The sequence below is a fragment of the Modestobacter sp. VKM Ac-2978 genome (assembly GCF_026968025.1).
In the GTDB taxonomy this organism is placed as follows: Bacteria; Actinomycetota; Actinomycetes; order Mycobacteriales; family Geodermatophilaceae; genus Modestobacter.
This window is the reverse complement of record NZ_JAPVBP010000006.1, coordinates 108,860-128,846: the sequence shown is the minus strand read 5'-3', so window position 1 is coordinate 128,846 and position 19,987 is coordinate 108,860. Positions and strand designations below refer to the sequence as shown.

General features: G+C 73.5%; 24 protein-coding genes. 15 read left to right on the top strand and 9 right to left on the bottom strand.

Annotated features, from left to right (window positions below; genetic code table 11):
• Positions 1-158 precede the first annotated feature (158 nt).
• Genes O2W53_RS15810 through O2W53_RS15790 form a run of 5 tightly spaced genes read left to right on the top strand, consistent with a single transcriptional unit; the run spans position 159 to position 4,696 of the window.
• The gene (locus O2W53_RS15810; protein WP_269164018.1) at positions 159-1,448 is read left to right on the top strand and encodes a PTS transporter subunit EIIC; all 1,290 of its coding nucleotides are present in this window, start codon (positions 159-161) and stop codon (positions 1,446-1,448) included.
• Between the two features lie 23 nt (positions 1,449-1,471).
• The gene (locus O2W53_RS15805) at positions 1,472-2,626 is read left to right on the top strand and encodes an N-acetylglucosamine-6-phosphate deacetylase (RefSeq protein ID WP_269164017.1); all 1,155 of its coding nucleotides are present in this window, start codon (positions 1,472-1,474) and stop codon (positions 2,624-2,626) included.
• A gap of 2 nt (positions 2,627-2,628) precedes the next feature.
• A complete protein-coding gene (gene nagB / locus O2W53_RS15800) occupies positions 2,629-3,426 on the top strand; it encodes a glucosamine-6-phosphate deaminase (RefSeq protein ID WP_269164016.1) in 798 nt (265 codons plus the stop codon).
• Positions 3,423-4,148: a GntR family transcriptional regulator gene (locus tag O2W53_RS15795; RefSeq protein WP_269164015.1), complete on the top strand. Its 726-nt coding sequence runs from the start codon at positions 3,423-3,425 to the stop codon at positions 4,146-4,148. The genes nagB and O2W53_RS15795 overlap by 4 nt, the downstream gene beginning before the upstream one ends.
• Complete coding sequence (locus O2W53_RS15790; RefSeq protein ID WP_269164014.1) at positions 4,145-4,696, top strand: GNAT family N-acetyltransferase; 552 nt, start codon at positions 4,145-4,147, stop codon at positions 4,694-4,696. Before O2W53_RS15795 ends, O2W53_RS15790 begins: the two co-directional genes overlap by 4 nt.
• Before the next feature lie 16 nt (positions 4,697-4,712).
• Here the strand turns inward: O2W53_RS15790 and O2W53_RS15785 are convergent, their stop codons facing one another.
• Positions 4,713-5,366 (bottom strand): FMN-dependent NADH-azoreductase, encoded by a 654-nt coding sequence (locus O2W53_RS15785; RefSeq protein WP_269164013.1) that lies wholly within the window; start codon positions 5,364-5,366, stop codon positions 4,713-4,715.
• A 105-nt stretch (positions 5,367-5,471) separates the two neighbouring features.
• Between O2W53_RS15785 and O2W53_RS15780 the strand changes: the two genes are divergently transcribed.
• Complete coding sequence (locus O2W53_RS15780; RefSeq protein ID WP_269164012.1) at positions 5,472-5,825, top strand: winged helix-turn-helix transcriptional regulator; 354 nt, start codon at positions 5,472-5,474, stop codon at positions 5,823-5,825.
• A gap of 3 nt (positions 5,826-5,828) precedes the next feature.
• On the opposite strand, the gene O2W53_RS15775 is transcribed toward O2W53_RS15780, so the two are convergent.
• Positions 5,829-6,107, bottom strand: coding sequence for a rhodanese-like domain-containing protein (locus O2W53_RS15775; protein WP_269164011.1), 279 nt, complete (start codon positions 6,105-6,107; stop codon positions 5,829-5,831).
• A 281-nt stretch (positions 6,108-6,388) separates the two neighbouring features.
• Between O2W53_RS15775 and O2W53_RS15770 the strand changes: the two genes are divergently transcribed.
• The 5 genes from O2W53_RS15770 to O2W53_RS15750 all read left to right on the top strand — a co-directional run bounded on the left by O2W53_RS15770 (position 6,389) and on the right by O2W53_RS15750 (position 10,837).
• On the top strand, positions 6,389-7,036 hold the full coding sequence (locus O2W53_RS15770) for a GntR family transcriptional regulator (protein ID WP_269164010.1): 648 nt from the start codon (positions 6,389-6,391) through the stop codon (positions 7,034-7,036).
• Positions 7,020-8,042 (top strand): 1-aminocyclopropane-1-carboxylate deaminase, encoded by a 1,023-nt coding sequence (locus O2W53_RS15765; RefSeq protein ID WP_269164009.1) that lies wholly within the window; start codon positions 7,020-7,022, stop codon positions 8,040-8,042. Before O2W53_RS15770 ends, O2W53_RS15765 begins: the two co-directional genes overlap by 17 nt.
• Positions 8,043-8,155: 113 nt before the next feature.
• Positions 8,156-9,100 (top strand): UDP-glucuronic acid decarboxylase family protein, encoded by a 945-nt coding sequence (locus tag O2W53_RS15760; protein ID WP_269164008.1) that lies wholly within the window; start codon positions 8,156-8,158, stop codon positions 9,098-9,100.
• 82 nt (positions 9,101-9,182) lie between these two features.
• Positions 9,183-9,485, top strand: a complete 303-nt coding sequence (locus tag O2W53_RS15755) for an antibiotic biosynthesis monooxygenase (protein ID WP_269164007.1) — start codon at positions 9,183-9,185, stop codon at positions 9,483-9,485.
• Between the two features lie 248 nt (positions 9,486-9,733).
• Positions 9,734-10,837 (top strand): mandelate racemase/muconate lactonizing enzyme family protein, encoded by a 1,104-nt coding sequence (locus tag O2W53_RS15750; RefSeq protein WP_269164006.1) that lies wholly within the window; start codon positions 9,734-9,736, stop codon positions 10,835-10,837.
• Positions 10,838-11,029: 192 nt separating this feature from the next.
• Here O2W53_RS15750 and O2W53_RS15745 read toward each other — a convergent pair whose 3' ends face one another.
• From O2W53_RS15745 to O2W53_RS15725, 5 genes are all read right to left on the bottom strand, one after another.
• On the bottom strand, positions 11,030-11,464 hold the full coding sequence (locus O2W53_RS15745) for a hypothetical protein (protein WP_269164005.1): 435 nt from the start codon (positions 11,462-11,464) through the stop codon (positions 11,030-11,032).
• Between the two features lie 58 nt (positions 11,465-11,522).
• The gene (locus O2W53_RS15740; protein WP_269164004.1) at positions 11,523-12,251 is read right to left on the bottom strand and encodes an alpha/beta fold hydrolase; all 729 of its coding nucleotides are present in this window, start codon (positions 12,249-12,251) and stop codon (positions 11,523-11,525) included.
• Between the two features lie 22 nt (positions 12,252-12,273).
• The gene (locus tag O2W53_RS15735; protein WP_269164003.1) at positions 12,274-12,474 is read right to left on the bottom strand and encodes a hypothetical protein; all 201 of its coding nucleotides are present in this window, start codon (positions 12,472-12,474) and stop codon (positions 12,274-12,276) included.
• 129 nt (positions 12,475-12,603) lie between these two features.
• Positions 12,604-13,626 carry an NADP-dependent oxidoreductase gene (locus tag O2W53_RS15730; RefSeq protein WP_269164002.1) on the bottom strand — a complete coding sequence of 341 codons (1,023 nt, stop codon included), beginning with the start codon at positions 13,624-13,626 and terminating at the stop codon, positions 12,604-12,606.
• Positions 13,623-14,390 (bottom strand): SDR family NAD(P)-dependent oxidoreductase, encoded by a 768-nt coding sequence (locus O2W53_RS15725; RefSeq protein WP_269164001.1) that lies wholly within the window; start codon positions 14,388-14,390, stop codon positions 13,623-13,625. Before O2W53_RS15725 ends, O2W53_RS15730 begins: the two co-directional genes overlap by 4 nt.
• Positions 14,391-14,487: 97 nt before the next feature.
• On the opposite strand from O2W53_RS15725, the gene msrA reads away from it, so the two are divergent.
• The 3 genes from msrA (at position 14,488) to O2W53_RS15710 (ending at position 16,475) form a co-directional block, all read left to right on the top strand.
• A complete protein-coding gene (gene msrA, locus O2W53_RS15720; RefSeq protein ID WP_269164000.1) occupies positions 14,488-15,141 on the top strand; it encodes a peptide-methionine (S)-S-oxide reductase MsrA in 654 nt (217 codons plus the stop codon).
• Positions 15,142-15,224: 83 nt separating this feature from the next.
• Positions 15,225-16,139 (top strand): haloalkane dehalogenase, encoded by a 915-nt coding sequence (locus O2W53_RS15715; RefSeq protein ID WP_269163999.1) that lies wholly within the window; start codon positions 15,225-15,227, stop codon positions 16,137-16,139.
• Positions 16,140-16,184: 45 nt separating this feature from the next.
• Positions 16,185-16,475: a hypothetical protein gene (locus O2W53_RS15710; protein WP_269163998.1), complete on the top strand. Its 291-nt coding sequence runs from the start codon at positions 16,185-16,187 to the stop codon at positions 16,473-16,475.
• Between the two features lie 23 nt (positions 16,476-16,498).
• Here O2W53_RS15710 and O2W53_RS15705 read toward each other — a convergent pair whose 3' ends face one another.
• The gene (locus O2W53_RS15705; RefSeq protein WP_269163997.1) at positions 16,499-18,106 is read right to left on the bottom strand and encodes a methyl-accepting chemotaxis protein; all 1,608 of its coding nucleotides are present in this window, start codon (positions 18,104-18,106) and stop codon (positions 16,499-16,501) included.
• A 152-nt stretch (positions 18,107-18,258) separates the two neighbouring features.
• Between O2W53_RS15705 and O2W53_RS15700 the strand changes: the two genes are divergently transcribed.
• The gene (locus O2W53_RS15700; RefSeq protein ID WP_269163996.1) at positions 18,259-19,380 is read left to right on the top strand and encodes a class I SAM-dependent methyltransferase; all 1,122 of its coding nucleotides are present in this window, start codon (positions 18,259-18,261) and stop codon (positions 19,378-19,380) included.
• Between the two features lie 13 nt (positions 19,381-19,393).
• Here the strand turns inward: O2W53_RS15700 and O2W53_RS15695 are convergent, their stop codons facing one another.
• Positions 19,394-19,885 carry a phosphoribosyltransferase gene (locus O2W53_RS15695; protein WP_269163995.1) on the bottom strand — a complete coding sequence of 164 codons (492 nt, stop codon included), beginning with the start codon at positions 19,883-19,885 and terminating at the stop codon, positions 19,394-19,396.
• Positions 19,886-19,987: the final 102 nt, after the last annotated feature.

Below are 19,987 nucleotides of genomic sequence, written 5' to 3'. Positions count from 1 at the left end.
GAAAGCGGCTCGACCGGCTGGCGTCCAGGGTGTTGACAGGCGCCGGTCGTGCCCGTCATCCTCCCCGGTCAACTGGTCATGACCGGACCGTACCGGTTCGACGTCGCCCACGGGCGTGGCCGGTCAACGCAGAGCTCGCGCCCCCGAGGAGACCGCACATGTCCGCTCCCACCGCAGCGCCGCCGAAGGAACGCCGAGGCCTCGCCGGCCTGCAGCGCCTGGGCCGCAGCCTCATGCTGCCGATCGCCGCACTGCCCGCAGCGGGCCTCATGCTGCGCCTGGGGCAGCCCGACCTGCTCGGCCGCTTCGAGCCGCTGGAGACCGTCGCCGCCGTGCTGGCCGCGGCTGGGGACGCCCTGTTCGCCAACCTGCCGCTGATCTTCGCCGTCGGCATCGCGATCGGCTGGGCCAAGAAGGCCGATGGCTCCACGGCGCTCGCCGCAGTCGTCGGGTACCTGGTGCTGTCCAACGTGTTCGAGGCGCTCAGCCCGGTCGTGCTGGGGGAGGCGGCCGAGGGGGAGACCCAGGAGCTGATCGACTTCGGGGTGCTCGGCGGCATCGTCGTCGGCATCCTCACGGCGATGCTGTGGCAGCGGTTCTACCGCGTCAAACTGCCCACCTACCTGGCCTTCTTCGGTGGCCGGCGGTTCGTCCCGATCATCACCTCGTTCACGATGATCTTCGTGGCGGTGCTCATGTCGCTGGTCTACCCGCTGTTCGACTCGGCGCTGACCAACCTGGGCGAGGCGGTCGAGGAGAACTCGGTGGTCGGCGGCGGCATCTTCGGCACGGTCAACCGGCTGCTCATCCCGCTCGGCCTGCACCACATCCTGAACACGGTGGTCTGGTTCACCCTGGGCGAGTACGACGGCGCCCAGGGCGACATCTACCGGTTCTTCGCCGGCGACCCCGAGGCCGGCACCTTCATGACCGGCTTCTTCCCGATCATGATGTTCGCGCTCCCCGCGGCGGCGATCGCCATCTGGCACGAGGCCCGCCCGGACCAGAAGAAGATCGTCGGCGGCGTCATGCTGTCCACCGGCCTCACCGCGTTCCTCACCGGCATCACCGAGCCGCTGGAGTTCTCCTTCCTCTTCGTGGCCTGGCCGCTGTACTTGGTGCACGCGTTGCTGACCGGCAGCTCCCTGGCGCTGACCAACGCGCTGGGCATCCACGACGGCTTCACGTTCTCCGCCGGGGCGATCGACTACCTGCTCAACTTCGGCATCGCGACCAGGCCGCTGTGGCTGATCCCGATCGGGCTGGTCTACGCGGTCATCTACTACGTGCTCTTCCGCTTCGTCATCCGCAAGTGGAACCTGCGCACGCCGGGCCGCGAGGAGGACGCGGAGGCCGTCGTGGGCAGCACCGACGACGCGCCGCGGCCGGCCGCGACGCCGGGCACCGGTGCCGTCACCAGCACGGTCGAGGAGGGTCCCCGATCCTGAGCGGGACAGCGCCAGCCGGCCCCGTGCTTCGGGGCCGGCTGGTCACCGGCGGCTCGGTCGTCGACGACGGTGTGCTCGCCGTCGTCGACGACCGGGTCGCGTTCGCCGGGCCTGCCGCGGACTGGACCGGCGAGCTGCCGCCCCCCGCGCCGGGGACGCTGCTGCTGCCCGGACTGGTCGACCTGCACTGTCACGGGGCCGCCGGCCACGGCTTCCCCGACGCGGACGCCGCCGGGGTGCGTGCCGCGGCCGCCCACCACCGGGCGCACGGGACGACGACCCTGGTGGCCAGCCTGGTCTCCGCCCCGGCGGCGGTGCTGCGCGAGCGGCTGGCCGTGCTGGCCCCGCTGGTCGAGGCCGGTGAGCTGGCCGGGGTGCACCTGGAGGGGCCGTTCCTCTCCGCCGCCCGCTGCGGCGCCCAGGACCCGGCCGCGCTGGTCCCCGGCGACCCCGCGCTGCTGGCCGAGCTGCTGGCCGCCGGGCGGGGGGCGGTCGTGTCGATGACGCTGGCCCCGGAGACCGCGCACCGGGCCGAGCTGGTCGACCTGCTGCGCGCGCACGGTGCGGTGCCCAGCTTCGGGCACACCGACGCCGCTGCCGCCGAGGTCACCGCCGCGATCCGGTCGGCGGCCCCCGGCGGTCCGCTCTCGGCGACCCACCTGTTCAACGGCATGCCGCCGCTGCTCTCCCGGGCGCCCGGCCCGGTCGCCGCCTGCCTGGCCGCCGCGGCGCGCGGCGAGCTGGTGGTCGAGCTGATCGGCGACGGGGTGCACCTGGCGCCGGAGACGGTGGCGACCGTGTTCGACCTGGTCGGTCCGGGTGCGATCGCGCTGGTCACCGACGCGATGGCCGCGGCCGGGATGGCCGACGGCAGCTACCGCCTCGGCTCGCTGCCGGTCGAGGTGCGCGACGGCGTCGCCCGGCTCACCGGGGCGTCGGCCGCCATCGCCGGAGGCACCGCCCGCCTGGTGGACGTCGTCCGGGCGACCGTGGCTGCGGGAGTTCCACTGGCCGACGCCGTCCGTTCGGCGACCGCCACCCCGGCCCGGTTGCTGGGCCGCGAGGATGTGGGCGAGCTGGCCCCGGGCCGGCGGGCCGACGTGCTCGTCACCGACCTGGACCTGAGCCCCACCGCCGTCCTGCGGGCCGGTGCGTGGGTGCACCGAGAGGAGAGCTGACCGTGGAGGTCGTCCTGCTGCCCACCCCCGAGGACTGCGGGAGGGTCGTCGCCGACGCCGTCGCCGGGTCGGTGCTGGCCGCGCTGGGCCGGGGCGGGCCGGTGGTGCTGGGCCTGGCCACCGGGTCCTCGCCACTGCTGGCCTACCGCCAGCTGCTGCGCCGGCACCGGGAGGAGGGGCTGTCCTTCGCCGGGGTGCAGGCGTTCCTGCTCGACGAGTACGTGGGCCTGCCCGGCGGCCACCCGGAGAGCTACCGCGAGGTGATCCGCCGGGAGCTGACCGACGCGCTCGGGCTGGACCCCGCGGTGGTGCACGGCCCGGACGGCGCGGCCGCCGACCCGCTGCAGGCCGCCCTGGACTACGAGGCGAAGCTGCTGGCCGCCGGGCCGGTGGCGGTGCAGGTGCTGGGGATCGGCGCCAACGGGCACCTGGGGTTCAACGAGCCCGGCTCGTCGCTGGCCAGCCGCACCCGGGTCAAGACGCTCACCGAGCAGACCCGGATCGACAACGCGCGGTTCTTCGGCGACGACGTCGCCGCGGTGCCCCGGCACGTGATCACCCAGGGGCTGGGCACGATCCTGGGAGCCGAGCACCTGGTGCTGGTGGCGACCGGGGAGGCCAAGGCCGCCGCGATCGCCGCCGCCGTGGAGGGGCCGCTGACGGCGTCCTGCCCGGCGTCGGTGCTCCAGCTGCACCGGCACGTGACGCTCGTCGTCGACGAGGCGGCCGGTGCCCAGCTGGACCGGGCCGACTACTACCGCTACGTGCTGAGCCACAAGCTGACCGACCAGCGGTGGTGACCGCGCTGATCGTCGACGGGGTGGTGCCCAAGCACGAGCAGCTGCGCGGCCGGCTGACCGAGCTGGCCACCCGGCTCCCGGCGGGCGCCCCGCTGCCCGGCGAGCGCCAGCTGTGCGTCGAGCACGGGGTCAGCCGGATCACCGTGCGCGAGGCGATCGGCCAGCTGGTCAGCGAGGGCGTGCTGGTGCGGGTGCGGGGCAAGGGCACCTTCGTGGCCGAGCGGCCCGCGCGGTCCCGGCTGCACCTGGCCTCCTTCCACTCCGACATGCGCCGGCTCGGGCTGCGGCCCAGCACCGTCGTCCTGGCGGTCGCCCGGGCCGTGCCGCCGCCGGCGACCCGGGCCGCGCTGGAGCTGGCCGTGGGGGAGCGGGCCTGGCACGTACGCCGGCTGCGGCTGGCCGACGACCAGCCGATGTCGGTGGACGACGCCTGGTACCCGGTCGCGGTGGCGCCCGACCTGGACGAGGCCGACCTCACCGGCTCGCTCTACACGCTGTTCGCCGAGCGGTACGACTGCACGATCGAGCGCGCCGAGCAGACCGTGCGGGCGGCGGAGGCCGACCGGGAGTCCGCCGTCCTGCTGGGGCTGTCGCCGTCCCGTCCGGTGCTGGTGTTCGACCGGGTCTCCTACAGCGCCGGCCGGCCGGCCGAGCATGCGCTGTCGACCTACCGCGGTGACCGCTACGAGGTGGCGATGACCGTCGAGCTGGGGCAGGGGTGAGCGACCCGCAGCCCTGCACCCTGGGTGTCGACGAGCTGGTGCTGCGGCCGTGGCGGAGCGAGGACCAGGCGGCGGTCTGGGCGCTCGCCGCCGACCCCGCGCTGCGGCAGTGGAACGCCCGCGGCTTCGGCTCCCCGGACGAGGTGCGCGAGATGGTCGCCCGGCTGGCCGACTGGAGCGGCGGCGACCGGGCGTCCTGGGCGGTGACCGACGCCGTCGGGACGCTGCTCGGGTCGGTGTCCCTGCACTCGGTCGACCGCGTGCAGGGCGATGCTCAGCTGGGCTACTGGGTCGCATCGGCCGCCCGGGGGCGAGGCGTGGCGGCACGCGCGGCGGATGCGGTCTGCCGCTGGGCCTTCGCCACCGGCATCGACCGGGTGGAGCTCTACCACGCGGTGGAGAACGCGGCCTCGGGCCGCGTGGCGGCGAAGGCCGGGTTCACCCGCGAGGGCAGGCTGCGCCGGTCCTACCGCTACGGGGACGGTGTCAAGCACGACGAGCTGCTCTGGTCCCGGCTCTCCGACGACCCGCCCCCGGCGCTGCACTGAGCCAGGGGGGGGCGCCTCAGGCGGCGACGCGGGTGCTGCTGAGCAGTCGGCCGTGCTCGGCGGCCTCCCGCTCGGCGGTGGCCTTGAGCTCGGCGGCCAGCTCGGTGAAGGAGTCCAGCGCCGGGTTGACCCCGACCAGGGTGAAGTCCCGCTCGACCACCCGGAGGTCCAGCTGCCAGACGTCGGCCAGGATGCGCCGCAGCCAGGAGGTTGCGTGGTCCCAGCCCTCGCGGGGGGTACCCGCGCTGTAGTTGCCGCCGCGCACCACCGCCAGCACGGCGGGCTTGCCGGCCAGCGGTGGCTCGGCCCGCGGGCCCATCCGCGGGTCGGTGATCACCAGGTCGACCCAGGTCTTGACGTGCTGGGAGACGCCGAAGTTGTACAGCGGGACGGCGAAGAGCATGGCCTCCGCGTCGACGAGCTCGTCGGTCAGCGTCGCCGCGAGGGCCAGCGCGCCGGCCTGCTCCGGCGTCCGCTGCTCGGCCGGGAGGTAGGAGCCGGCGACGGCTGCACCCCACGCGTCGGCCGGCAGCGGCTCGGTGCCGACGTGCCGGCGGGTGACCGGGGCGTCGGGGTTCCCGGCTCGCCACTCGCGCTCGACGATGTCGGCTATCTCACGGCTGGCCGACCCCTCGACCCGGATGCTGGCGTCCAGACGGAACAGCGACATGGCAAGTACTCCCTCAGAGCTAGTAGCTAGCTGATTGCTAGCACTTCGGGAAAGCTAGCACTTCGATCGCAGGAGCACGAGGGGTGGCGGTCCTACGATGACCGGGTGGCCGAGGACCTTGTGCACACGCCGGAGGCGTGCGACGACGCGCTGGCACGCGCGTTCGGCTTCCTCGGCAAGCGGTGGAACGGGCTGATCATCGGCGTGCTCGCCGGCGGGCCGGCGACGTTCACCGGGCTCCGTCGGGCCGTGGGCGGGATCAGCGACTCCGTGCTCTCCGACCGGTTGACCGAGCTGGCCGCGGCGGGGCTGGTCCAGCGCACCGTCGACGACGGGCCGCCGGTGGCGGTGAGCTACCAGCTGACCGACGCGGGCCGGTCCCTGACGCCGGTGCTCGAGCAGCTGACCACCTGGGCCCGCGAGAGCCTCCCCGCGCAGTCGTGTGCGGGCCGGCACTGAGGCTCAGCAGCCGCAGCTGACCCCTGCCGGGGCGGTGAGCGGGTCGACCGCCGGGCGGGTGGTCCCGGTCGCCGACTCCACCGGCAGGCCCTCCCGGGCCCAGTACTCGAACCCGCCGATCATCTCCCGCACCGGGTGGCCGAGTCGGGCCAGCGCCAGGGCCGCGCGGGTGGCACCGTTGCAGCCCGGACCCCAGCAGTAGGTGACCACCGGGACGCCGGGGTCGAACTCGGCCGCGCGGCCGGCGATCTCCCGGCCGGGCAGGTGGACCGCCCCTGGCACATGCCCCTGGTCCTCGGCCCTCCTGCAGGGGCCCGCCGCGAGCTTGCGAGTGGTGGGGGGCAGGAGGGTCCTTTCAGACGTCGGAGACGTCGGTCTCCACGGCGAGCCGGCGGGCGAAGTGGGCAGCGGCGTCAGCGGGCGGGGTCGTCCAGTCCATGATCACGATGCTGGCGGGGGTGGGGCCAGGCCGACAGGCACCCGACTGTCGACCACCGCAGCGATCCCGCCCTTGACGCGGATGGCAACTGACATGTCAGATGTCCGTCATGGAATTGCGGCCGGTGACGCGAGTGCTGCTCCGCGACCAGGCGGCCGACCGCATCCGCACCGCGATCGTGGTCGGCGACCTCGCGCCCGGCGCGGTGATCAAGGACGTCGAGCTGGCCGGCAGTCTGGGGCTCTCCGTCGCCCCGGTCCGGGCAGCGCTGTCCCGGCTGGCCGACGAGGGCCTGGTCGAGGCCAAGCCGCAGAGCCACACCCGGGTCACCCCGCTGGTGCTCCGGCAGGTCCGGGACGCCGCCGTCGTCGTCCGGGCGATGCACGAACTGGCCGTCCGTGAGGCGGTGCCGCTGGTGACCGCCGACGACGTGGCGGTGATGCGGGCGGCCAACCAGCGGTTCGCTGCTGCCGTCGACCGCGGGGACGCCGGCGGGGCGCTGGCCGCCGACGACGAGCTGCACGACGTCCTGCTCGACCGCTGCGGCAACGGCGCCGTCCGGGCCACGATCGACCGCTTCACCCCGGCGATCCGCCGGCTGGAGCGGCAGCGGTTCGCCGCCGCGCACGGCCGCGAGTCCGTCGGACTGCACGACCGGCTGATCGCCGCGTGCGCAGCCGGGGACGTCGACGCCGCGTCCGCCACCACCACCGAGATCTGGACGGCGCTGCTGTCCGAACTGGAGGAGACCCCCGATGCCCAGTCTGTCTGACTTCCCCCGCCACTCCCTGCTCTTCGGCCTCTCGCCGGTGCACCGGCTCGACCGGCTGACCGCGCACCTGGGCGGCGCGGCGGTGTGGGCCAAGCGGGAGGACGTGAACTCCGGCATCGCCTTCGGTGGCAACAAGACCCGCAAGCTGGAGTACCTGGTCGCCGACGCGCTGGCCCAGGGCTGCGACACGCTGGTGTCGATCGGCGGCGTGCAGAGCAACCACACCCGCCAGGTCGCCGCGGTCGCCGCCCACCTCGGCCTGAAGTGCGTGCTCGTGCAGGAGAGCTGGGTCGACTGGCCGGACGCCGTCTACGACAAGGTCGGCAACATCCTGATCTCCCGGCTCGCCGGGGCCGACGTGCGGCTGGTCAAGGCCGGTTTCGGCATCGGGTTCAAGGAGAGCTGGGAGTCGGCGCTCCGGGAGATCGAGGCGCGCGGGGGCAAGCCGTACCCGATCCCGGCCGGCGCGTCGGACCACCCGCTCGGTGGGCTGGGCTTCGCCAACTGGGCGCACGAGGTGGCGCAGCAGGAGGCGGAGCTCGGGGTCTTCTTCGACACCGTCGTCGTCTGCTCGGTGACCGGGTCGACCCAGGCCGGCATGGTCGCCGGTTTCGCGCAGCTGGAGGAGCAGGGTGCCCGGCCGCGCCGGGTGCTCGGCGTGGACGCCTCGGCGAAGCCCGCGGAGACCCGGGACCAGGTGCTGCGCATCGCCCAGCGGACGGCGTCGGCGATCGGGCTGCAGCGCGAGCTGACCCTGGACGACGTGGAGCTGGACGAGCGGTACCACGCCGGCATCTACGGGATCCCGGACGAGACGACGATCCGGGCGATGGAGCTGGCCGCGCGCACGGAGGGGATGGTCACCGACCCGGTCTACGAGGGGAAGTCGATGGCCGCCACGATCGACCTCGTCGGCCGGGGCGAGATCGACCGGTCGTCGACCGTGCTCTACGCCCACCTCGGCGGCCAGCCGGCGCTCAACGGCTACAGCGCGCTGTTCTCCTGACCCGCTCCGGTCGCCGTCCGCTCCGTGCGCCGCGGAGCGGGCGGCGGCCGACGTGGGAGCATCCCGCGGGGCCACTCGACCGGGTGCGCAGCAGGACGACAGGAGGGCACGACGTGCCGCAGAGCAAGCGGGTCATGGTCACCGGGGGTGCCGGCTTCATCGGCTCGCACCTGTGCGACCGGCTGGTCGACCTCGGGCACGACGTGCTGTGCGTGGACAACTTCTACTCGTCGACGAAGGCCAACATCGCCCACCTGCTCGGGCACCCGCGCTTCGAGCTGATGCGGCACGACGTCACCTTCCCGCTGTACGTGGAGGTCGACGAGATCTACCACCTGGCCTGCCCCGCCTCGCCGATCCACTACCAGCGCGACCCGGTGCAGACCACCAAGACGGCGGTGCACGGTTCGATCAACGCGCTGGGCCTGGCGAAGCGGACCGGGGCGCGGATCCTGCTCACCTCGACGTCGGAGGTCTACGGCGACCCCGAGGTGCACCCGCAGACCGAGGACTACTGGGGCCGGGTCAACCCGATCGGCCCGCGGGCCTGCTACGACGAGGGGAAGCGGGCGGCGGAGACGCTGTTCTTCGACTACTGGCGGCAGCACGAGCTGGAGATCAAGGTCGTCCGGCTGTTCAACACCTACGGCCCGCGGATGCACCCGCAGGACGGCCGGGTGGTCTCCAACTTCGTGGTCGCCGCGCTGAACGGTGAGCCGCTGACCGTCTACGGGGACGGGGCGCAGACCCGGTCGTTCTGCTACGTCGACGACATCATCGACGGCCTGGTGACGATGATGGAGAGCCCGCGCGAGGTGACCGGGCCGATCAACCTGGGCAATCCCGGCGAGTTCACCATCCGGGAGCTCGCCGACCTGGTCGTGGAGCTCACCGGCTCCGCCTCGGGGCTGGACCGCCGGCCGCTGCCGGTCGACGACCCGACCCGGCGACAGCCGGACATCACCCGGGCCCGCGAGCAGCTGGGCTGGGCGCCGACGGTGGAGCTGCGCGAGGGCCTCGAGCGCACGATCGAGTCCTTCCGCGCCGTCGTCGCCTGATCCGAGGGTTGATCTCGAGTGCCCTTGAGGTGTGAGGGTCGTCCCGGACGACGCGCAGCGCGTCGCCGGACGAGGAGGACACGTGTACGCGGTGGTCTATCGGTGGCGGCTGCGGCCAGGCAGCGAGGAGCAGTTCCGTGACGGCTGGGAACGGGTGACCCGCGCGATCCACGCCGGTTGCGGCAGCTACGGGTCCCGCTTGCACCGTGCGGCCGACGGCACGTGGGTCGCCTATGCCCGCTGGCCCGACGCGTCCACCCGGGAGCGTTGCGGGTTCGACGAACCCGAGGGGGAGCGGTTGATGTCGGAGTCGGTGGCTGAACGCTTTCCCGAGTTGACGCTCGAGCTGGTCAGCGATCTGCTGGCGGAGCCGACCGCGTTCTGACCTGCTCCATCGAGTGGGCGACCCGCGAGCGGTAGACGGCCGGGGTCTCGGGCCGTTTGATCTCGGATGCGGGTTCTGGGCCGTTGCACTGATCGGCCGACCTGCACGGAAACCTCATGGTCGACAGCCCGAGCGGGCGACGACGTCGCGGTCGGGCACGTGGGGCTCCGTACGATCTTCCTCGCTGCGCAGGCTCAGATGTCGTACTGGGCGCTGCCCGAGGCGACACGCGGATCGGGAGGAGCGCCATGCGGATCGCCGAGATCCACCTCTACCAGGTCGACCTGCCGTTGAACGGCACCGTCTACCGGATGTCCGAGGGCGCCCACACCGCCCTGGACTCGACGGTCGTGCAGATCGTGTCGGACACCGGGCTCTCCGGATGGGGCGAGACGTGCCCCATCGGCCCGACCCACGCCGCGGCCCACGCCCTCGGCGCCCGCGCGGCCCTGACCCAGATGGCCCCGGGGTTGATCGGCCGGACCGTGACCGGGCCCGCGGCGGTCCAGCGCGCGCTGCACGGCCTGCTCCACGGCCACAACTACGCGAAGGCCGCGATCGACATCGCGGTGTACGACCTGCTCGGCAAGGCGCACGACCTGAGGGTGTGCGACATGCTCGGCGGCGCGACGACCGATCAGGTCGACTCGTACTGGTCGCTGACGCTCGACGACCCCGACGAGACCGCCCGCGTCGCGGCGGAGAAGGTCGCCGAGGGCTACCCCCGCCTCCAGATGAAGGTCGGTGGACGGCCGGTCGAGGTCGACATCGAGGCGATCCGGAAGGTGTGGGAGGCGACCGGCCGCACCCCGCTCGTCGTCGACGCCAACCGGGCGCTGCTCACGCGCGACGTCCTGCGGATCGACCGGGAGTGCGCCGACATCCCGTTCGTGTTCGAGCAGCCCTGCAACACCATGGAGGAGATCGCCGCGATCCGGCCCCAGCTGGACCACCCGGTCTACCTGGACGAGAGCACCGAGGACCTCGGCGAGGTGCTGCGGGCGATCTCGCTCGGGGTGTGCGACGGGTTCGGCCTCAAGGTCACCCGCCTGGGCGGCCTCGGAGCCATGGCCACCGTCCGCGACGTCTGCGAGGCACGCTCGCTGCCCCACACCTGCGACGACTCCTGGGGCGGGGACATCATCGCGGCGGCCTGCGTCCACGTCGCCGCGACCGTGCACCCCCGCCTGCTCGAGGGCGTCTGGATCGCCGAACCCTTCGTGGACCGCCACTACGACTCGGCGCACCCGGTCCGGGTCGAGGGCGGCCGCATCCAGGTGCCGACCGGTCCCGGGCTCGGCGTGGTCCCCGACGACGGCGCCCTCGGCCTTCCCGTCGCATCGTTCGCCTAGATCGGCTCGGCCCTGCCGGGTGAGGAGCTCGTCGAGCGAGGCCGCCCGGTGTAGGAGTCGCCCACCCATTCCGCCAGTCGCTCTCCGCTACTACTCCATTCAGCAGAAGACCGGTCGCGCTGGTCGGGACTCCACCGCGGCGGGCGGCCGAGGAGGCCGCCCGGACGAGGGCCCGGCGGTTCGTCGTCGCGGTCAGGGAACGGGCGCGGGGACCCCCATGTCCGCCAACGCAGCGTGCACCTGGCGGGCGTGCCGGTGGGCGTAGCGCAGCACAGGCGTCCCCGGAGGACGCTCCTCGAGGCTCACCGGCAGGCCGAGGGCGCCCAGCCGGTCGGCCACCGCCCGCATCTCCGCGGGGTCGTCGGTGAACGAGGAGCTCGTGACCATCCCGGCCCACTTCCGTCGGTCGAGGACGACCAGGCCCGTCACCACGACGACCGGTCCGGGCGCAGCCCGGAAGAGCAGTGGCCAGCCCGTCCTCCGCAGCGCCGGCGCGCAGAGGGCCGCCGCGACCAGGCACACCCCACCGAGGGCGCCGAACCCGACGGCGTTCAGCCGTGCGGTGCGCAGGAAGCGGCCCTGGCGGTGTCGGCTCCGAGCGCTGTAGGTGACGTCGGAACGATCCACGCAGGCACCCTCTCCGGACACCCCGCCCTCGTCCAGGCCGAGTGCCGGGTGGCTCCGGTCAGAGCGGGACGGCGAGGCCCTCGGGGCTCGGCTGGGCGAGAGCGGAGGCGATCGCCTCGGGCATCGGCGCCAGTCCGGTCCCGGCCAGGACGACGTCCCGGGCGAAGCGGTGCCAGCTCTGCGACCGGCGGACCATGCCGTGCCCACCGACGATGGTGAAGCGGGCGACCCGGGCCTTCGCCCGCCGGGCCCGGACGGCGAACTCCGCGGACAGCCGCTCGGGCACCCAGCGGTCGCCGCGGCCGTGCAGGATCACCACCGTCTGACCGCCCAGGTGCATGACCGGCTCACCGGGCGGGGTCCACGGGGCGAGCGCGCAGACCGCGGTCACCGACGGCTCCCCGCCCGCGCGGAGCGCGGCTCGGCCGCCCATCGAGTGCCCGACCAGCACGATCGGGACGTCGGTGCCGTGCTGCTCGCGCAGCTGCCCGATCGCCCAGCGGACGTCCTGGTAGGCGTCGGCCGCCTCCCCGTTCCAGCCGGCGACCCGGTACCGGAGCACAGCGGTGGCGATGCCCTGGTCGGCGGTGGTGGCGTGCACGTACTGCTCGAAGGCCCGCATCCGCACCAGCGAGAGCGCCCGGGTCTTCGGTGGCTCGATGCTGGCGGGGGTTCCGCCGTGACAGAACAGGGCGATGCCCCGGGTCTCCCCGACCGCCGACCGCTGTTCCAGCTCGGGGGAGCGGGGGTCGGGGCGGTCGGCGTCGGGGGTGGGTGATGCGGTCACGTCGTCCTCGGGGTGGGGGCGGTCAACGGCGGCGCTTGCCGCCCAGCTTCACACGCGCCTTCTCGCCGAGGTCGCCGGCCTTGAGCAGGCCGTTGCTGATCGCCGAGGGACCGTTGCGCTTCTGCAGGGCCTGGCCCAGCTTGCGCAGCACATTGGTGGCCAGCGGCGCGAGGACGGTGAGGATGACCCACATGCGGAAACGGCGGGTGAGGAAGAGCCACATGATCAGCACTCTGCCCTGATCCTGCGGTCGCCAACCGGCGGCCGCGGGCTCCGCATGATCACCACGGGCTGAGGGTGGTCTCGGTGGAGCGGAGACAGCCCTCAGCCTGTGGTGATCACCCGCGCGGGGTCAGGAGGGGTCGGGCGCCAGCCGGACGACCATCTTCCCGGTGTTGCCACCGCTCAGCAGTGCCCGGAACGCGTCGACGGCGGAGTCCAGCCCGTCGACCACCGTCTCCCGGGCGACGAGCGAGCCGTCCTGCAGCCACCCCGACACCGCACCGACGAACTCCGGCCGCAGGTCGGCGTGGTCGCCCACGATGAACCCGCGCAGCGTCAGCTGCTTGCCGACGACGAACCCCAGGTTCCGCGGCCCCGGGGGCGCGGTGGTCGCGTTGTAGCCGGAGATCGAGCCGCACAGCGCGGCCCGCCCGTAGGTCCGGAAGGCGCCGATCGCCGCCTCCAGGTGCTCCCCGCCCACGTTGTCGAAGAAGACGTCGATCCCGTCGGGTGCGGCGGCACCGAGCAGGTCGGCGACCTTGCCGTCGTGGTAGTCGAACGCCGCGGAGAAGCCCAGCTCCTCCTGCAGCCAGCGCACCTTCTCTGGCGTCCCGGCGCTGCCCACGACCCGTGACGCCCCGCGCAGCCGGGCGAACTGGCCGACCAGGCTGCCCACCGCCCCGGCCGCGCCGGAGACGAAGACGGCGTCCCCCTCCCGGAAGTCGGCCAGCCGGAACAGCCCCGCGTACGCGGTGAGCCCCGGCATGCCGAGCACGCCCAGGTACAGCGACAACGGCAGGCCCGGCAGCGGCTCGACGACGGAGACGTGCGTGGCCGGGACGACGGCGACGTCCCGCCAGCCCTGGCCGTGCAGCACGAGCGCGCCCTCGGGGACGGCGTCCGAGCGGGAGGCGACCACCTGGCCGACCGTCCCGCCCTGCATCGTCTCGCCCAGCTCCCAGCTGGCGGCGTAGGACTTCGCGGCGCTCATCCGGCCGCGCATGTACGGGTCGACCGACATCGCGATGGTCTGCACCACCACCTCGCCGTCCGCGGGGTCCGGCCGCTCCATCGTCACGAGACGGAAGTCCTCGGCCACCGGCTCGCCGTGCGGGCGCCGGACCAGCTGCCACTCACGGGTGGAGATGCTCATCGCGGGAAGTCCGGCTCGTTGCGGGGGATCACGAAGACCTCGGGCACGAAGCTGGTGTCCGGCATGGTGACCATGGTCAGCACCATCCGGGCCACGTCGGAGGGCGGCATCATCCGGTGCGCCGGGATGCCCCAGCGCTCCATCATCGGGGTGTCCATCGCGGCCGGCACGATGCTGTGCACCCGCGCCGGGAAGGGCACCTCGGTGCCGTCCGGGCTGACCGTCCCCTTCTCCCGCAGCTCCCGCTGGATGCACCGGGTGGCGCTGCGGAAGGCGGCCTTGGAGCTGTTGTACGCGATCGCGCCGCTGCCGGAGGTCACCGCCGACAGCGACGTCACGTGCACCACGTCGGCGACGGTGTCCGCCGGGCGGTGCTGGACGGTCTTGAGGAACTCGCTGGTCAGGAAGACCGGGCCCTCGCAGTTCACCGCCTGGACCATCCGGTAGTCGGCGAGGTCGATGTCGGTGATGTAGCCGGGCCGGTCGATGCCCGCGACGTTCACCAGCAGGTCGAACCGGTCGCCGTGCCGAGCGAACAGGTCGGCGACCACCCGCCGGCGGGCGTCGTCGTCGGTGACGTCGAGCGCCACCACCTCGGCGTCCCGGCCGATCTGGGCGCGGGTCTTCTCCGCACCCTCGGTGTCGACGTCGCCCAGCGCGACCGTCGCCCCGGCCTCGGCCAGGGCGACGGCGACCGCCCGGCCCAGGCCGCTGGCCGCACCGGTCACCAGGGCCACCCGGCCCGACAGCTCGTCTGTCCCCATGTGTCTGCGGTCTCCTCCACGTCGGTGGCGCTGCCTTGCGCCCCCGCCACCTTGGCGCAGGGCGGGACGCCTTGCAGGACGGACCTACAGTCCAGGCATGTTCTTCTCCCGCGCCAAGACCCAGCCGGTCACCGCGGCGGACGCCCTGACCGGCCGTACCGAGCCGCTGCCCGGCATCCCCGAGGTGCACGCGGTCAACGGCAACCGCATCCAGCCGCCCTTCCCCGAGGGTCTGCAGACCGCCGTCTTCGGCGCCGGCTGTTTCTGGGGGGTGGAGAAGGTCTTCTGGGAGACCCCGGGCGTGTACTCGACCGCCGCGGGCTACGCCGGCGGCCACACCCCGAACCCGACGTACGAGGAGGTGTGCTCGGCCCGCACCGGCCACACCGAGGCGGTGCTGGTCGTGTTCGACCCGGCCATCCTCTCCTACGACCGCCTGCTGAAGGAGTTCTGGGAGGAGCACGACCCGACCCAGGGCATGCGTCAGGGCAACGACATCGGCACCCAGTACCGCTCGGCCGTCTACACCCAGGGCCCGGATCAGGAGGCGGCCGCCAAGGTGAGCCGCGACCTGTTCCAGGAGCGGTTGACCGCGGCCGGCTACGGCGACATCACCACCGAGATCGCCCCGCTGGGCGACTTCTTCTACGCCGAGGGCTACCACCAGCAGTACCTCTACAAGGTGCCGGGCGGCTACTGCCCGGTGAACTCCACCGGCGTGAGCTGCCCGGTCGGCCTCCCCGGCGTCTGAAGAAACACCCCCTGCCCCCCACCGCTCGCAAGCTCGCGGCGGGCCCCTGCAGGGGGCCGTCCCACCAGTCGAGGAGGCCTGTGATGGACGCGCTGCGCACACCCGAGGACCGGTTCACCGACCTGCCGGAGTTCCCCTTCGAGCCCCGGTACGTCGAGGTGGACGACGGGGACGGCGGCCGGCTGCGGGTGGCCGTCCTCGTCGAGGGCCCGGACGACGGCGAGACGGTGCTGCTCATGCACGGCGAGCCGTCCTGGTCGTTCCTCTACCGCCGGATGATCCCGGTGCTGACCGCGGCCGGGCTGCGCGTCGTCGTCCCGGACCTGGTCGGCTTCGGCAGGTCGGACAAGCCCACCGAGCTGACCGACTACAGCTATGCCCGGCACGTGGCGTGGCTGCGGCAGGCGCTGCTGGAGGAGCTGGGGCTCACCGACCTGACCCTGGTCTGCCAGGACTGGGGTGGGCTGCTCGGCCTGCGCCTCGTGGCCGAGCACCCCGACCGGTTCGTCCGGGTCGTCGTCGCCAACACCGGCCTGCCCACCGGTGACCACCCGATGAGCGAGGCGTTCCTGGCCTGGCAGCGGGCGGCGGCCGGCATGACGGACATGCAGGTGGGCCGGATCGTCTCCAACGGGACGGCGACGGAGATGGCGCCCGAGGTGGTCGCGGCCTACGACGCCCCGTTCCCCGACGGCCGGTACAAGGCCGGCGCCCGGGTCTTCCCCTCGCTGGTGCCCACCAGCCCCGACGACCCGGCGGCCGAGGCCAACCGGGCGGCCTGGGCGGTGTTGCGCACCTGGGAGAAGCCGTTCCTCACCGCCTTCTCCGACCGCGACCCGATCACCGGCGGCGGCGACGCGGTGTTCCAGAAGCTGGTGCCCGGGGCTCACGGCCTGCCGCACACCACGCTGGCCGGGGGTGGCCACTTCCTCCAGGAGGACGTCGGCCCGCAGTTGGCCCAGGTGACCGTCGACCTGATCGCGGCCACTCCCCGGTAGCCCGGTCGCGAGGCTGCGCCCCGTCGACAGGAGGAGGGACCAGGCGTGTACCTGCTCGTCACGATCGTCGGTGTCTGCCTGGGCTACGGCTACGCGGAGCTGGTCACGCGGCGCTCCGGCCTGACGGACCGACGTCGCTGGCTGCTGCTGGCCCCGGTCTGGGCGGTGTACCTCGTGGTCCTGCTCGCCGCCGACACCCGGGACCTGGCCCCTCAGGCGGTCCAGGCGTTCGCCCTCGCCACCGTGCTCAGCACCCTGGTCGACGTCGCAGGCGCCCTGTGGCGCCGGCGCAGGGCGACGCACGCACCGCGGTCCCGCGCCGAGGGGAGTTCCTGACCTCGGCCCGTCCGGCCCGGGGCTCACCAGGTGAAGCGGCCCACCGCCCCGCGCAGGCCGGTCGCCATCCGGGAGAGCTCGGCCACCGCCGTCGTCGTCTGGGTCAGTGCCTGGGTCGTGGAGTCCGCGGCCTGGGAGACGCCGGTGATGTTCGCGGCGATCTCGTTCGAGCCGCCGGCCGCCTCGGTCACCGACCGGGCCATCTCCGCGGTGGTCGCTGTCTGCTCCTCGACCGCGCTGGCGATCGTCGCCTGGTGGTCGCTGATCTGCTCGATGACGCCGCTGATCCCGTCGATGGCGGTGACCGCCCCCGAGGAGTCGGCCTGGATGGCCTCGACCCGACGGACGATCTCCTCGGTGGCCCGGGCGGTCTGCTCGGCCAGCTCCTTGACCTCACCGGCCACGACGGCGAAGCCCTTGCCGGCCTCACCGGCCCGGGCGGCCTCGATGGTGGCGTTGAGGGCGAGCATGTTCGTCTGCTCGGCGATCGAGGTGATCAGCTTGACCACCGCGGTGACCTCCCGGCTGGACTCGCCGAGGGCGGTGACGGTCGTGGTCGCCGCCCGGGCCTGGGCCACCGCCTGGGCGGCGACGCCGGCCGCTGCGTTGGCGCTCAGCGAGATCTCCCGGATCGATGCGCCCATCTCCTCCGCGCCCGCCGAGACGGTGCTGACGCTGCGGGACACCTCCTCGGCGGCCGCACTCACCACCTGGGACTGGGTGCTGGTCTCCTCGGCCGAGGAGGCGATCTGCGCCGCGGAGGCGGACAGCTCCTCCGCGGCGGCGGCGACCGCGTCCGCGGACGAGCCCACCTCGGCCATCACGCCACGCATCGTGCCGGTCGCCTGGTCCAGCGCGGCGCTCATCCGGCCGAGCTCGTCCTTGCTGGTCAGCCCGGTGCTGCGGGTCAGGTCACCCTGGGCCAGCCCCTCGGCCACGTGCTGCACCGAGCGGATGCCCCGGGTGATGACCGAGGCCACCAGCAGACCGATGCCCACGGCGACCGCCAGCCCCACTGCCAGCACCACGAGGGCGATGGTCCGGTGGTGCTCGTAGGACTCCCGGGCGTTGGCCGCCGCGGCCGCCGCCTCGCGGGTGTCGATGGCACGCAGCTCGTCGAGGTCTGCGATCACCTCGGTGAGCAGCGGGTCGACCTGCTCGGCCCCGGGCGGCACTGCGGTCGTCCCACCGCCTGCTGCGGCGGCGGGCACCAGGACGGCGCTGGTCAGCGTGTCGATCTGGGCCAGGTCGTCCGTCGCCTCGACGAGCAGGTCGTGCTCCCGCCCGGTCTGGTGGGTCGCGGCGTAGGCGCTCACCTGGTGCTCGTAGTCGGCGATCAGGGTGTGGACGTCGGACAGCTGTGGGGCGTGGGTGTCGATGGCGGTCGCGGTGCTGATCGCCAGCCGGATCTGCTCGACGTCGTCGATCATCAGGCCGATCTCCTCGATGCTGAGGACGTTGTCGGCGTAGATCGCCTCACTGGTCGCCGCCGAGTCGGCGAGCGCGGTCAGGCCGAGGCCGCCGATCACCGACGCGACGACGCCGGCGGCGGCCGTGGACGCGAGGATCTTGATCCGTACCGGCCGGTCGGCGAACCACTGGGCGCCCGGCAGGCGCGTGGTGCGGGGCATGAGGTCTCCCGTGAGCGTGTCTCCCGCCGCCCGTGGAGCCACGATCGGCAGTGATCCCATCGGCATCGAGGCCGCGCTTCCGGAACGAGATCACCCGATCAGGTGCACGGGTCGGTGTCGGGCTCTCGCGGGCCGCCCGGCACAGTGGGGACGTGGCCCCCGACGAACTGTTCGCCCAGCTCCGCCGCGAGCCCGACGTCGACGCGCCCGAACTGGTCGCCGTCGACGCCACCGACCGCCTGCTGCTCGACGAGGCGGCCGAGCTGATCGGGCAGCACCCGGACGGCGTGGTCGTGCTCGACGACTCGCACGGTGCGCTCACCCTGGGCGCAGTGGCGCTGCACGGCGCGACCGGCGTCCGGGTGCACCAGGACCTGCTGGTCGGTGAGCTGGCCCTGGCCGGCAACGCCGAGCGCACCGGGCACGCCGGCACCTACCGGTCGCTGCCCCTGGGGGCCGAGCTGGTGCGCGGGGCCCGGGTGGTGCTGGCGCAGGCGCCCAAGGGGCTCGACGCGCTGCGCGAGCTCGCCGAGGTGGTCGCCGCCGGCGCCGACCCCGACGTCACCTTCCTGGTCGGCGGGCGGGTCAAGCACATGACCCACGCGATGAACGACGTCCTGGCCGAGAGCTTCAGCGACGTGCACGCGACCCGTGGCCGGCAAAAGTCCCGGCTGCTGGTCGCCCGGGAGCCGAAGCCGGGGACGTCGTCCTTCCCCGTCTGCCGGGAGCACCCCGACCTCGGGATGACCGTGTGCGCCCACGGCGCGGCCTTCGCCGGCGCGAAGGTCGACCGCGGCACCCGGGCGCTGCTCCGCTCGCTCCCCGGCGCCGTGCCGGACGCCACGACGGCGCTGGACCTCGGCTGCGGCACCGGCGTGCTGGCCGCGGGGCTCGCCGCGGCCCGACCGGGGCTGTCGGTCCTCGCGTCGGACCAGTCGGCGGCGGCCTGCGCATCGGCTTCAGCGACGGTCGCCGCCAACGGGCTGGCCGAGCGGGTGACGGTCACCCGCGCCGACGCTGCCGCCGGCGTCCCGGACGGGAGCGTCGACCTCGTCGTCTGCAACCCGCCGTTCCACCTCGGCGTCGCCGTGCACGCCGCAGCGGCCGAACGGCTGTTCACCGCCGCAGCGCGGGTGCTGCGGCCGGGCGGTGAGCTGTGGTGCGTCTACAACAGCCACCTGCCGCACCGCGACGCGCTGCGCCGCATCGTCGGACCGACCCGCCAGGTGACCCGCGACCCCACGTTCACCGTCACGGCATCCACCCGCCGCTAGGCCGGGTCCTCCCTCAGTGGCCGGCACCGCCGCGGGAGACCACCGGCGGGAGGGTCGACCAGGGGAAGTCGATCCAGGCGTCGGTGTGCTTCCAGGTGTAGTCACACCGCACCAGTGACCGCGGCTTCTCGTAGACCACGGCGGTGCGCACCTCGGTGACGTGGCCGGCGCAGAACTCCTTGACCAGTTCCAGGGTCTTGCCGGTGTCGGCGACGTCGTCGGCGATCAGCACCTTCGTGCCGGTCAGGTCGACGACGTCGAGCGTCGGCGGCAGCACCACCGGCAGCTCCAGCCGCTCGTCGACGCCGGTGTAGAACTCGACGTTCATCACGAAGAGGTTCTTCACGTCCAGCGCGTAGCCGAGTGCGCCGCCGAGGAAGAGCCCGCCGCGGGCGATGGACAGGATCAGGTCCGGTTCGAACCCGCTGTCGGCGACCTGCTGGGCCAGCTCCCGGGCCGCCCGGCCGAAGTCCTCGTAGGTCAGGGTCTCCCGCTCGTCGCTCACGTCCCGATCGTGGCAGGTGCGGGCAGCGGTGACCTGCCGGTTGGCCGGATCAACTTGTGATGCACAAGACGGGCGTGCGCGGCCTGTCGCCGGAGTGTTGCG